Genomic DNA, 12,895 nt, shown 5'->3' with positions numbered 1-12,895 from the left:
ACTGTTAGCGTCCTCGCGTACCCGACGACGGAGTACGCGAAAGGAGAGACACGGTGGTTAAAGCGATTGAATGGATCGAGGATGCCGACGGCCCGGCCGTGCGGATCATCGACCAGACCGTGCTCCCGACCGTCGAGTCCTACCTCGACCTGCGCACCGTCGACCAGCTCGTCGACGCGATCGCGCGTCTCGCTGTTCGCGGAGCCCCCGCACTCGGCGCAGCCGGGGGCTACGGTGTCGTCCTCGCCGAGCGCCAGGGCGGTGCAGAAGGATGGAGCGCCGACCGACTCGACGCAGAAATCGAGCGGGTGGCCCTGGCTCGACCGACGGCCGTGAACCTCGAATGGGGTGCCCGCCGCGTGGACGCCGTCCGCCGCACCGGCTCAGGGCAGACTCTCGCTGAGGCACACCGCATCGCCGAAGAAGACGAGGCCGCGAACCGCGAACTCTCGCGGCTCGGCGCGGACTGGTTGCTTGAGCGCATCGGCAAGCGCCAGCTGCGTGCACTCACCCACTGCAACACCGGCGCCCTGGCGACGACGGCTTGGGGAACCGCATACGGTGTGCTCAAAGAACTACACGAGCGGGGCGCGCTCGAGCTGGTCTACGTCGACGAGACGCGTCCGCTGCTGCAGGGTACCCGGCTCACAAGCTGGGAACTCGCGAAGGACGGCATCCCCCACGTCGTCGAGGTCGACGGCGCCGCCAGCAGCACCATCCTGCGCGGACTGGTCGACTTCGCAGTGATCGGCGCCGACCGCATCGCCGCCAACGGCGACACCGCCAACAAGATCGGCTCGGTCTCGGTGGCGCTGGCGGCGCACCGCGCCGGCATCCCCTTCCTGGTGGCGGCACCGATGTCGACCGTCGACGTCACCCTGGCCTCGGGCGACCTCATCGAGATCGAGGAGCGTGACGAGAACGAGGTGCTCGCCTTCGGCGGCACCACGATGTCGGCTCCGGGCGTGCGCGGATTCAACCCGGCCTTCGACGTCACCCCGTACGACCTGATCAGCGGCATCGTCACCGAGCACGGTGTGGTCGAGCCGACGGTCACCCAACCCGCTTTCGCCTGAACGCGATCAGCCGAAGCATCCAAGAAAGGAATCGCAATGAAGCGCATGTCATCCCGGAGCCTGCGCCGCAGGCTCGCCGCGACCGGAGCGGTCGGACTGACCGCCGTACTGGCACTCACCGCCTGCAGCCAGGGCGCGCCGGCCACGCAGGAGACCGCAGACTCCGGTACTGTCAGCGAAGCGAGCAGCGAGATGCCCGCAGAGCTGGTCGGCGCCAAGGTCGCCATCGTGCAGCAGTCCGGTCAGGGCGACTACTTCCAGCAGTACCTCAACGGCACGCGCCAGCAGGCCGAAGCCCTCGGTTTCGAACTGTCGGCCTATGACGCCCAGGGCGACAACGCCACCCAGGCCACTCAGCTCGAGCAGGCGATCTCGTCGGGCGTGGATGCGATCATCGTGCGCCACGGTTTCCCAGACACGCTGTGCCCCGGCGTCAACGACGCCATCAGCAAGGGCATCGCGGTCATCGCCTACGACGTCAACGTGTCCGAGTGCGCCGACGGCGTGATCCAGACCCAGCAGTCCGACGAGATCATGGCCCAGCTCGTGCTCGACCGCATGCTCGAAGACGTCGGCGAAGGCGCGGTCGTCGGCTACGTCAACGTCGAGGGCATCGCGCCGCTCGACCGCCGTGACGCCGTCTGGCGCCAGTTCGTCGCCGACAACGGCTGGGACCAGCTGTTCAAGACCGGTTCGTTCACCAGCTCGTCCGCCAGCGACAGTGCTCCGATGGTCGCCGCAGCAATGCAGGCCAACCCGTCGGTCACCGCGATCTACGCCCCCTACGACGAGTTCACCAAGGGCACGCTGACCGGCCTCGACCAGGTCAGTGGCAGCGACGACGTACTCGTCTACGGCGCCGACATCTCGAACGCCGACATCGAACTCATGCGCGCGGAAGGCAGCCGCTGGGTCGCCACTGGCGCGACCGACCCCAACGCGATCGGCGCCGCTGTGCTGCGCACGCTCGCCCTGTCGATGGCCGGTGAGCTCGATGCCGAACTCGTCGAGTTCCCGCCGGTGCTCGTCACCCAGGAGATGCTGCGCGAGGACGACATCAAGAACATGGAAGACCTGCGCGCCGCTGTCACCGAGTTGAACCTGTCGCAGGTGTCGACCGCAGACTGGATGTCGGTCGTCAGCTTCTGACGCACCCCCGGTGGGACGGCGCCCCGACGCCGTCCCACCGCCCCTCCCATCGCACACACCCGCTCAGCGAGGAGCACCCACATCATGACCACGCCGCGCGACGCCCACCCGCCCGTTCTCGAGCTGCGCGACATCCGCAAGTCCTTCGGAGCGAACACCGTACTGAAGGGCGTGGATCTCACCCTGCGCCCCGGCCGCATCACCGCTCTCCTTGGCGCGAACGGCGCCGGGAAGTCCACGCTCATCAAGGCGCTGTCGGGCGTGCACCAGCCCACCGGCGGCGACATCCTTCTCGACGGTGCCCCGGTGCAGCTGGAGAACCCGATGGCCGCATCCCGGCTGGGAGTGCGCACCGTTCACCAGCGGATCGACGACGCGATCATCCCCGGGCTCAGCGTCGCTGAGAACCTCGTCTTCGAGCAGATCGCCCTCGGCGAGACGCCCTCCATCTCGTCGCCGAAGTCGCTGCTGCCGCGTGCCCGCGAGGTCGCCGCCGCGCTCTCGCTCGACTGGGACGACGCCTTCCTGCGCCAGGACGTCTTCGAACTGGGCATCGCCGACTGCCAGATGCTCCTGCTGGCGCGCGCTCTCGTCACCGACCCCAAGGTGCTCATCCTCGACGAGCCGACCTCGACCCTGTCGCAGTCCGAGGCCGAGCGGCTCTTCGAAACCATCCTCGCGCTGCGCGACCGGGGCGTCGCGATCCTGCACGTCTCGCACCGGCTCGCCGAGATCGACCAGCTCGCCGATGACATCGTGGTGCTGCGCGACGGCCGGATCACGGCGACGCAAGAGCGCCCGTTCGACTTCGCCGCCGCCGTCACCTCCATGCTGGGCGAGGGCGCTGAACGCGACATCGAACAACTGGTGCACCTGACCGGTGAGCAGGTCGCCCTCGAGATCGACGGCCTGCGCGTGTTCCCCGAAGCGCCCGAGATGTCGGTGGCACTGCGCAGCGGAGAGGTCACCGGCGTGATCGGACTGATCGGCGCCGGCAAGACCGAGCTGGCCGAGTACGTGTTCGGCGAGTCCACGGCGTCCGGCACCGCCACGATGAAGCTCGACGGCAAAGCCTATGCACCCCGGCATCCGAAAGACGCGATCGCGCGCGGCGTCTTCCTCGTCCCCGAGGATCGCGCCGCTCAGGGCATGCTGCCCGGCTGGTCGATCGCGCGCACCTTCTCGCTCCCCTTCCTCTCGCGCTTCGCCCGCGGTCCGCTGCTGCAGAAGGGTTCTGAGACGACCCGTGCGGCACAGGCGATCACCGACTTCGGTGTCGTCTCGACCGGCCCCGGGCAGTCGGTTGATGCCCTCTCGGGCGGCAACCAGCAGAAGGTCATGGTGGCGCGCTGGATGCAGACCCCGCCCGAAGTGCTGCTGCTCGATGAGCCGTTCCGCGGCGTCGACATCGGCGCCAGGCGCGAGATCGCCAAGCGCGCACGCGAGCAGGCGGCCGACGGCAGCTGCGTGGTGATGCTGTGCAGCGATGTCGACGAGCTGCGTGAGATCGCCGACCGCGTCCTCGTCCTCGTCGAGGGACGCATCACCCTCGACGCCCGTATCGACACAGTTTCCGACGATGAGATCGTCCAGAGCATGACGGAGGTGGCCTGACATGGCCGATACCACGACCCTTCGCGCACAGCAGCGCGAGACCCATCTGGGCGACGTCGTCCGCGACAGCGTGGTGAAGTACGGCTTCATCGCCGTGACCGTCATCGCGTTCATCTTCTTCGCCTTCACGCAGCCCGCGTTCGCAACGCCGGAATCGCTGTTCTCGATGCTGAAGTTCGCCTCGGTCACCGCGATCCTCGGCCTGGGCGTCATGTTCAGCATGATCGTCGGCGGCCTCGACCTGTCGATCGGCTCGGTCGCCGGACTGGCGGTGCAGCTGGTCGCCGTCACGATGGTGTTCTACAACCTCACCGGTGTCACCGCGGTCAGCGTCGCGCTGCTTGCCGGCCTGCTGGTGGGCGTGCTCAACGCTTTCTTGATCGTGGTGTGCAAGATCCCCGACCTGCTGGCGACGCTCGGCGTGATGTTCGTGATCCAGGGTGTGAAGCTCATCCCCGTCGCCGGCCAGTCGGTATCATCCGGAATGATCCTGCCCAACGGTTCGACCGCTCCTGGCAAGTTCGATCCAGCCTTCCTGCTCATCGACCGCGGCACCATCGGCCCAGTGCCGATCCCGGTCGTCATCATGCTCGTGCTGGTCGTCGCATCTTGGTTCGTGCTGACCCGTACAACGTGGGGCCGTGTGCTCTACGCGGTTGGTGCAAACCCCGAGGCGGCACGCCTCTCGGGCATCCGCGTGGGCATGTACCGCGGTAGCGCCTACGTCATCTCGGCACTGTTCGCGTCGGTCGCCGGCATCATCCTGGTCTCGCGCATCGGGCAGGGTGATGTCAACGCCGGCTCGTCGAGCCTGCTCGAAGCCGTGGCTGTTGCCCTGGTCGGCACTTCGGTGCTCGGCATGGGCAAGCCGAACGCCTGGGGCACCTTGCTCGGCGCCGTACTCGTCGCAATCGTGCTGACGGGCATGACGATGGCCGGATTCCAGTACTACTTCCAAGACACCGCGAAGGGTCTCGTGCTGATCGTGGCATTGCTGTTCTCGTTCACCCTGTCCCGCCGCAAGTCGCGGTACTCGCCGGCGACGTAGCGCACGGCCGACCCCACCCATCAGCCCCCAACGAAGGAACGGACGAATGTCCCACGAGTACGAATTCCTCACCGAGGCGAACATCGGCGAGTACATCACCGCTCACCCCGAGCTGCAACAGCGAATCGACGGCAGTGACCTCGCTGAGATCCGCGAGATCGGCGACGGCAACCTCAACCTCGTCTTCCACGTACGCGACGCAGCGGGTCGCTCGCTGATCCTGAAGCAGGCACTGCCGTACGTGCGGATGACGGGCGAGGGCTGGCCCATGACGCCCGATCGGGCCCGCCGCGAGGCCGAGTCTCTGGTGGCGCACCACGGCATCAGCCCCGACCTGGTGGTCGAGGTCGTCAAGTACGACCACGACCGGTACATCCTCGCGCTCGAAGACCTGTCGGACCACCGCGTGTGGCGCGGCGCGCTGAACGACGGCGAATGCCACGACGGCGTCGCCGTCGAGCTCGGGCGCTACGTCGCCGGCGTCGCGGTCGGCACCTCGGTGCTCGGGCAGAGCCGCGGAGAGGTCGCCGACACCGCGACACGTTCGCAGAACGCCGAACTGTGCGTCATCACCGAGGACCTCGTCTTCACCGAACCGGTTTTCGACATCGGTCGCAACGCGGTGCTCCCCGAGAACGAGGCGGATGCTGCCGCTCTCGCGACGGATGCCGTATTCGCAACGGCGATGAGCGAGGCGAAGTGGCGGTTCATGACACGCGCGGAGGCTCTGATCCACGGCGACCTGCACACCGGCTCGGTCATGGTGCGCGGCACCGGTCGGCGCGGTGAGGCCACCGAGTCGGTGAAGGTATTCGACTCGGAGTTCGCGTTCTACGGCCCCGTCGCCTTCGACCTCGGTGCACTGTTCGCGAACTACGCCTTCGCCGCCGCCCGTGCCGTTGCCCTCGGAGATGACGAGCGCGCTGCGTGGGCGCTGTCGCTGATCGAGCAGACCTGGACGGGCTTCGAAGATGCCTACCTTGCTGCTGCAGCGAACTGGCACGAGACGAAGCTCTTCGATGAGGCGTTCGCGCGACGCCGGGTGGCGGCGATTTTGCAGGAGTCGGCACTGTTTGCTTCGGCCAAGATGGCACGGCGCATCGTCGGCGCGGCTAAGGTCGCCGACATCGAGACGCTGGAACCGGCGCTGCGTGCACCGGCGGCTCGTTCGGTGCTCGCGGCGGCCCGTTCACTGGCCGCCGAGTGGACTGACGTCGCCCGGGTTTCGGATATCCACGGAATCCTTCAGACCTCTCTCCTATCGTGAGATGGTGATGCCGTGCTCTACCAACCCTTAGAGCACGGCATAGAAGGCTCGTAAGGACTGCACGAGCGTTCTATTACCCGGGTACAACTGCCCGATCCGACCGCAATGCCGCCCGTGCCAGCGCGATCACCGGATGGCGCCGTTGCCGTCGACGGGGACGCGGATCGGGCGGCGGAACGTGGATCGAAGCATCGGGGTCAGAAGGTTCGTCAGGGCGTGTCGACTCGCTCCGCTCGCTCGACGGCCGGGGAGGCACTCAGCTGCCAGCGAATCGCAGTCCCCACCACCGCAATCACCAGCGCGACCACCACCGGCAGCAGCTCCGTCTCCAGTGCCGTCGGGAAGATCTGCGCCGCGACCTCGGCCATCTCGCGCAGGTCGCCGTTGAGCACGCGCATCCCGAGGACGAAACCCGTAGGGGTGAGCACCGCAGACAACACCCAGAATGCGAGCAGGCCAACCGCCCACACGATCAGCCGTGACAGCGGACGCACGCCGCACCAGATCAGCGCGGCCGCGACGATCACCGCAGGCATCCGGCGCAGCGTCACCCACACCTCGGGCGGGTAGCTGCTGATCGGGTAGAACGTCGCGATCACGTCGCCGAGCCAGGTGCCGACCGGCACCGCCGACAGCGCCACGGCGAGCGCCGGCCACGGCATCGCCGTGCGCGACGCCATCCAGCATCCGAGCTGCGCGAGCAGCATCCCGACCAGCACGCCGCCGAGCATCCCGCCGAAGTAGAGGAGCTCGCGCGACTTCGCTGAGCCGTCTGCGATGCCGAGCCCGTTCGCCAGCACGGCGAAGCTCTGCACCGTCGCGATGAGGTGCACGAGCAGCACACCGAGCGCCGCCGGCCAGGCGCGGGTCCGCAGCATCCGCACGACGAGGCCGGCGACCACCCCGCCGAGCAGCAGCATGACGAAGACGTTCAGCGCGTCGTACTGACTGATCGGAAGCAGCGAGAACGGCATCGCCTCGGCCGGCGTCTGCTCGTGCCACAGGTTCTGCAACGGCAGCCGGCCACCGCTCACCCACGACGGAAAGAGCATGACGGCGGATGCCGCGACGCCGACGATCAGAGAGACACAGGCCGGTCTCCTGGCAGCAGAAGGATCGGCGGCGGTGTCGGGATGCATGAGGGCAGTCAACCAGGCCGGATCTACGCGTGTCGACATGCGTTCGGAAACGTCGGTGTTTGCTGGTTTACTCATGGCGTGGATACGACGATGACGTACGGCGTAGGGCTGGCCCTCGTTCTGCTGCTGGTTCTGGTGCTGCTGCTGCACCGACGCCAGCGCCGGAAGTGGAAGGCGCAGCGCGCTGACGATGCCCGGCTGCATCAGCAGCACCTCGCCGGTGTCGCCGCCGAGCACCATCAGCACGTGCTGGCGCTGCAGGCAGGGCAAGCCGCCAGCGACGCGCTGCGCGATCGGGCGATGCACCTCGCCGCGCGCGGCATGCGATGGGAGCTCAACTCCCGCGAAACGCTGGTGAAGGCCTGCGAGGCCGCGTCGCTGAACGCCATCGTCGCGACCAACGTCGTCTTCGCGGTCGTCTCGGAAGAGCGATCGTTCTGCGCGCAGATCGACCATGTCGTCGTCACCGACAACACCGTGCTCGTCATCGACAGCAAGTACTGGAACGGTCTGGTCTTCGACGGCACACGGCCGTCGCAGCTGGCTGCTCCGTTCGCCGCGCTGCTCGACGAGAAGAAGCTGACTCCGCCGTTCGCCGTGCACCTTCGACAGCGCGACGACGCGTCGATCAGTCTGCGGACCGACGCTGGGCCGGCATCACCGGCTCGTCAGGTTCGCCTTGGTGCCTCTCGCTTGCACGCGTACCTGGCTCCTCGAGTGGGTGACCTGCCGTTCATCGATACGTGCGTGTTCTACTCGCATCCGGATGCCACCGTCGTCACCCCGGGCATCGAAGTGCAGGGCAAGGCTCGTACGCTGATCGCCGACGTGCACACGATCGGGTCGATACTGCGCCGTGCGCACACCGCGCGCCCCGATCAGTCATCGCCCGAGCGGGTCGACCGGATTGCCGAGGCGCTGACCGAGCTGGGTGCCGACCTTGTGCGCACCGGCGCATTCGCTGTCGACCGGCCCGTGTCGCCCGTGGCGCTCGATTATCGCGTGCAGACCCGGCGCGAACGTTCTCTCGCCCGCGCCGGTTCTGGATCGGCTGAGCCGCGCACAGCTGCTGCCGACCGCTGACGCGCGCCGACCGCATGGTCGGAGCTGAACCTGGCTGACGACAGTGACGACAGCATCGGCTCGTACCGCGCGGCGCTTCGCGATGCCGGGGTCACCCGGGCCGACTGCTGGGTGTACTCGGACGCGCAGGGCGTGGCCCTGGTCTGGGCGGGCAGCGAAGCCGAGGGAACCCGTTCGCTCGCGCTGCACCTCGTACCGGCCGACTGGGTGCTCGATCGTCTGGCCGGCGGGCCGGTCGACGCAATCGACGTCTCGTGGTCATGGGCCGACGTGATAGAACTGGCGCACTGAGGCGAAGAATCGAGGTCGACGCGTGAACATTCCGGTGTCAGGCGAGGTGGTGATCGACGTCATCGAAGAGATGCTCACGGATCGCCGTGGCCTGCCGCCCGAGAACAGCTGGCTGACCGCGGGTGTCCCCGCCCTGCGCAAGGGAGAGGCCCTGATCGTTCCGCTCGTCTGGGCGCGCGATGCGGAACCGGCCGAACAGGCCGCGGTTCGCGAGAAGGCGAGTGCCCTCCGGTCGGACGTCGACGGTGCGCTCGAGTACCGCTGGATCTTCCTGAACGGAATCGACGTCGAGACGCCGAGGGCCATCGACTCACCGACGTACGCCGCCGAACTCCTCCGTACCGGAGCCAGGGACGCCTACTGGGCCGGTCCGGGAGACTCACCCCGCATGATCGTGTGCGTCACCTACGGCGCGCCGCTTCCCGCCCCTGTCGATGCGGTGGCTGTGCACGTCATCCCTCTCGAATGGATCCATGGCGAGATGCCGCCCACCGACCTGAACTGGACATGGGACGAGGTCACCGAGCTCGCGGCCACGAAGAGCTACCACGACGACGTCGACCCACCGGGCCCTTTCCACCGCACGACCTACGGTCGGGGGGCCCTGCTGCCATCGGATGCCCGCGACCTGATCGTGCAGCATCACGGGCTGCCACCAGGGGCGACCACCGCGGCAGAAGACGGCTGGCTCGCAGAGAACGCGCCCGTGCTCGTGCGCGGCGAGGCGAAGATCATCCCCCTCATCTGGCTGGGCTATCCCGATCGCGGCTGGAATCCCTACGCCGACGACGACGACATGCGGGCTTTCGTCTCGCGCGTTCGTGCGTCGATCATCGACGCCGCAGGCCCCGCCAGGTCGGTCGATCTCGCCGACACCCTCGACCCGATCGACAGCACCGGCTCATACCGGCAGGCTCTGCGGAAGTCCCGGGTCGACCGCGCTGAGTGGTGGGCCCTCGCCGACGCGACCGCGATCGCGCTCGTCTGGATGCGCGGATTCGCCTCGGTCGCAGTGCACGTCATCCCCGCCACCTGGGTCGACGAGACGCTCAGCACCGAACCCGCCGCGGACATCGATCTCTGGTGGAGCTGGAAACAGGTGATCGAGCTCGACCACCTGCTCGAGGACTGGACCGATCGGCCGAGCACAGGCCGAGGGTCGGCCCGCTCGTGAGCGCGCCTTCCGCAGGTTCGCTGCAGACCGGTGCGGTGATCACCTTCCACGACGCGCGCCAGACGTGGTGATCCTGTGGCACTTCTCGACGCCCGACTGATCCGCGCTCACTAGACTCGTCCGGATGCTCGACACCTCCCCGGCCGCCGATCCGTTCGTCCGCGTCCGCGGCGCCCACGAGAACAACCTCCGCGGCGTCGACGTCGACATGCCGCGCGACCGGATCGTCGCGTTCACCGGCGTCTCGGGCTCGGGCAAGTCGTCGCTCGCATTCGGCACGATCTTCACCGAGGCGCAGCGCCGCTATCTCGAATCCGTCGCCCCGTACGCACGTCGACTGATCCAGCAGGGCCACGACCCGCACGTCGACTCGATCACCGGACTCCCGCCCGCGGTCGCGCTGCAGCAGCGGCGCGGCGCGCCCAGCTCGCGCTCCAGCGTCGGCACGGTCACCACGCTGTCGAACTCGCTGCGCATGCTGTTCTCACGCGCCGGCACCTACCCCGAAGGCGTCACCGAGCGCCTCGACTCCGACGCCTTCTCGCCCAACACGGCCGCCGGCGCCTGCCCGCGCTGCCACGGCGTGGGCGTCGTGCACGACGTCACCGAGGATTCGCTCGTGCCCGACCCCTCGCTCAGCATCCGCGACGGCGCGATCGCCGCCTGGCCCGGCGCCTGGCAGGGCAAGAACCTGCGCGACATCGCCATCACCCTCGGCTACGACGTCGACCGCCCCTGGCGCGACCTGACGCAGGCCGACCGCGACTGGCTGCTGTTCACCGACGAGCAGCCGGTCGTGCAGATCCTCCCGCAGCGCGACCGCATCGAGAAGCCCTACAACGGCCGCTTCTGGAGCGCGAAGAAGTACGTCTTCCACACCCTCGCCGACTCGCAGAGCGCCATGATGCGCGCCAAGGTGCTGCGCTTCATGCGCTCGGGCCCGTGCCCGCTGTGCCACGGCACCGGGCTGCGCCGCGAAGCCCTCGCAGTCACCTTCGCGGGGCGGTCGATCGCCGAGCTGAACGCTCTGCCGATGACCGAGCTCGCCGAGGTGCTGCGCCCCACCACCGAGATCACCGACCCCGGCGCGGCGCTGCCCACCGCGGCCAGCGGCGAGCGCACCGACGTCGCCGTCGCTATCGCCGCCGACCTGCGCGCCCGCATCGGCGTGCTCTGCGACCTCGGCCTCGGCTACCTCGGCCTCGGCCGGGTGACCACCACCCTGTCCCCCGGCGAGATGCAGCGCCTGCGCCTGGCCACCCAGCTGCGGTCGGGACTGTTCGGCGTCGTCTACGTGCTCGACGAGCCCTCGGCAGGGCTGCATCCCGCCGACGCCGAGCCGCTGCTCGAGGTGCTCGAGCAGCTCAAGCGCTCGGGCAACTCGGTGTTCGTCGTCGAGCACAACATGGACGTCGTCCGCCGCGCCGACTGGATCGTCGACGTCGGCCCCGCCGCCGGCGAGGGCGGCGGCGAGGTGCTCTACAGCGGCCCCGTCGACGGCCTCGAGACGGTGGATGCCAGCCTCACCCGGCCCTTCCTCTTCCCCTCCGCGCAGGGCGAGCATGAGGCCGCACGCGAGCGCCGCGAAGCGGCCGGGTGGCTGCGCGTCGACGGCATCCGGCTGCACAACCTCCACGACGTCGACGTGGCGATCCCGCTGCAGACCCTCGTCGCCGTGACCGGCGTCTCGGGCTCGGGCAAGTCGACCCTCGTCAGCCGGGTGCTGCACCAGGTGGTGCGCGATCACCTGCATCCGGATGCCGAGGCCGCCGACCCCACAGAAGACGAGACCGACTCCGATGAACCGGGGATCGCCGAGGCGACCGCACCGTCCGACATCGACGTGCTCACCGTGCGGTCGACCGACGGGCTCGACCTCGTCGACCGCCTCGTGCGGGTCGACCAGAAGCCCATCGGCCGCACGCCGCGCTCGAACCTCGCCACCTACACCGGGCTGTTCGATGCGGTGCGCACGGCGTTCGCGCGCACCGACCTCGCCCGCGAGCGCGGCTACACCGCCGGGCGCTTCTCGTTCAACGTGCCCGGCGGGCGCTGCGAGACCTGCCAGGGCGAGGGCTTCGTCGCCGTCGAGCTGCTCTTCCTGCCCGGCAGCTATGGCCGTTGCCCCACCTGCCACGGCGCCCGGTACAACGACGAGACACTCGAGGTCCGCTGGCACGGGCACTCGATCGCCGACGTGCTCGCGCTCACCGTCACGCAGGCTGCGGACGTGCTCGCCGAGATCCCCGCGGCGGCGCGCAGCCTGCGCGCGCTGCTCGACGTCGGACTCGGATACCTGCGCCTCGGCCAGCCTGCCACCGAGCTGTCGGGCGGCGAGGCGCAGCGCATCAAGCTCGCCACCGAGCTGCAGCGAGTACGCCGCGGGCACACGCTCTACCTGCTCGACGAGCCGACGACCGGACTGCACCCCGCCGACGTGCGCCTGCTGCTCGCGCAGCTGCACGCCCTCGTCGACGCGGGCGACACGGTGGTCGTGGTCGAACACGACATGAACGTCGTCGCCGACGCCGACTGGGTCGTCGACCTCGGGCCGTCCGGCGGCGACGCGGGCGGGCGGATCGTCGCGACGGGAACCCCGGATGCCGTCGCCGCAGCGTCCGGGAGTCGCACGGCTCCCTATCTCGCGGCCGCGCTCGCGCGCTGAGCCCGGCCGCGCCCGGCATCCGGTGGCAGGATGCCGGTATGACCGCATCCCGCACCGTCGTCATCCACGTCACCGCCGATCCCGCCGACGTCGCGCGCTCGATCACCTCGGCGCGCATCCTGCACAAGGCCCGGCCCGAGCACCGCATCCGGATCATCGTCAACGGGCCGGCGATCACCGGCGTCACGCGCGGCGCCGACGCCCTCGCGATCGACAGGCTGCCTGAAGGCGCCGCGATCGAGGCGTGCGAGGGCGGCATGCGCGCACACGAGATCACTGAAGACGACCTGCAGCCCGGCATCCGCACCGTCGCCGCCGCGATCGTCGCCCTGACCGATGCGCAATTCGAGGGCGCGGCGTACATCCGCCTCTGAGCCGGGATCGGCCCG

At 68.9% G+C, this 12,895-nt stretch carries 11 protein-coding genes; 10 read left to right on the top strand and 1 reads right to left on the bottom strand.

What is annotated here, in order from left to right; translation table 11 throughout:
* Positions 1-53 precede the first annotated feature (53 nt).
* The 5 genes from mtnA to mtnK all read left to right on the top strand — a co-directional run bounded on the left by mtnA (position 54) and on the right by mtnK (position 6,154).
* Positions 54-1,076: an S-methyl-5-thioribose-1-phosphate isomerase gene (gene mtnA, locus V2S05_RS10590; protein WP_413635154.1), complete on the top strand. Its 1,023-nt coding sequence runs from the start codon at positions 54-56 to the stop codon at positions 1,074-1,076.
* A 45-nt stretch (positions 1,077-1,121) separates the two neighbouring features.
* Positions 1,122-2,225 (top strand): substrate-binding domain-containing protein, encoded by a 1,104-nt coding sequence (locus tag V2S05_RS10585; RefSeq protein WP_413635152.1) that lies wholly within the window; start codon positions 1,122-1,124, stop codon positions 2,223-2,225.
* Between the two features lie 84 nt (positions 2,226-2,309).
* A complete protein-coding gene (locus V2S05_RS10580; RefSeq protein ID WP_413635151.1) occupies positions 2,310-3,839 on the top strand; it encodes a sugar ABC transporter ATP-binding protein in 1,530 nt (509 codons plus the stop codon).
* 1 nt (position 3,840) lies between these two features.
* Positions 3,841-4,887, top strand: a complete 1,047-nt coding sequence (locus V2S05_RS10575) for an ABC transporter permease (protein ID WP_413635150.1) — start codon at positions 3,841-3,843, stop codon at positions 4,885-4,887.
* Between the two features lie 46 nt (positions 4,888-4,933).
* On the top strand, positions 4,934-6,154 hold the full coding sequence (gene mtnK / locus V2S05_RS10570) for an S-methyl-5-thioribose kinase (protein WP_413635148.1): 1,221 nt from the start codon (positions 4,934-4,936) through the stop codon (positions 6,152-6,154).
* A gap of 209 nt (positions 6,155-6,363) precedes the next feature.
* On the opposite strand, the gene V2S05_RS10565 is transcribed toward mtnK, so the two are convergent.
* Complete coding sequence (locus V2S05_RS10565; RefSeq protein ID WP_413635146.1) at positions 6,364-7,293, bottom strand: hypothetical protein; 930 nt, start codon at positions 7,291-7,293, stop codon at positions 6,364-6,366.
* Positions 7,294-7,371: 78 nt separating this feature from the next.
* Here V2S05_RS10565 and V2S05_RS10560 point away from each other — a divergent pair, with 78 nt between their 5' ends.
* From V2S05_RS10560 to V2S05_RS10540, 5 genes are all read left to right on the top strand, one after another.
* Positions 7,372-8,376 (top strand): nuclease-related domain-containing protein, encoded by a 1,005-nt coding sequence (locus V2S05_RS10560; RefSeq protein WP_413635145.1) that lies wholly within the window; start codon positions 7,372-7,374, stop codon positions 8,374-8,376.
* 132 nt (positions 8,377-8,508) lie between these two features.
* Positions 8,509-8,667 (top strand): hypothetical protein, encoded by a 159-nt coding sequence (locus V2S05_RS10555; protein ID WP_413635144.1) that lies wholly within the window; start codon positions 8,509-8,511, stop codon positions 8,665-8,667.
* 22 nt (positions 8,668-8,689) lie between these two features.
* Positions 8,690-9,841: a hypothetical protein gene (locus V2S05_RS10550; protein WP_413635142.1), complete on the top strand. Its 1,152-nt coding sequence runs from the start codon at positions 8,690-8,692 to the stop codon at positions 9,839-9,841.
* Between the two features lie 124 nt (positions 9,842-9,965).
* Positions 9,966-12,506, top strand: coding sequence for an ABC transporter (locus tag V2S05_RS10545; protein WP_413635141.1), 2,541 nt, complete (start codon positions 9,966-9,968; stop codon positions 12,504-12,506).
* Between the two features lie 38 nt (positions 12,507-12,544).
* Positions 12,545-12,880: a hypothetical protein gene (locus V2S05_RS10540; protein WP_413635140.1), complete on the top strand. Its 336-nt coding sequence runs from the start codon at positions 12,545-12,547 to the stop codon at positions 12,878-12,880.
* The last annotated feature ends 15 nt before the right edge of the window (positions 12,881-12,895 follow it).

Origin of the sequence: Microbacterium sp. OR16 (assembly GCF_047306725.1) — a bacterium.
In the GTDB taxonomy this organism is placed as follows: Bacteria; Actinomycetota; Actinomycetes; order Actinomycetales; family Microbacteriaceae; genus Microbacterium.
The sequence above is the reverse complement of the archived record's forward strand: the minus strand, read 5'-3'. Positions and strand labels throughout refer to the sequence as shown.

Coding starts and splice junctions, on each gene's coding strand:
- V2S05_RS10585 (WP_413635152.1), top strand. CDS start 1,122: ATGTCATCCCGGAGCCTGCGCCGCAGGCTCGCCGCGACCGGAGCGGTC.
- mtnK (WP_413635148.1), top strand. CDS start 4,934: ATGTCCCACGAGTACGAATTCCTCACCGAGGCGAACATCGGCGAGTAC.
- V2S05_RS10580 (WP_413635151.1), top strand. CDS start 2,310: ATGACCACGCCGCGCGACGCCCACCCGCCCGTTCTCGAGCTGCGCGAC.
- V2S05_RS10565 (WP_413635146.1), bottom strand. CDS start 7,293: ATGCATCCCGACACCGCCGCCGATCCTTCTGCTGCCAGGAGACCGGCC.
- V2S05_RS10540 (WP_413635140.1), top strand. CDS start 12,545: ATGACCGCATCCCGCACCGTCGTCATCCACGTCACCGCCGATCCCGCC.
- V2S05_RS10545 (WP_413635141.1), top strand. CDS start 9,966: ATGCTCGACACCTCCCCGGCCGCCGATCCGTTCGTCCGCGTCCGCGGC.
- V2S05_RS10575 (WP_413635150.1), top strand. CDS start 3,841: ATGGCCGATACCACGACCCTTCGCGCACAGCAGCGCGAGACCCATCTG.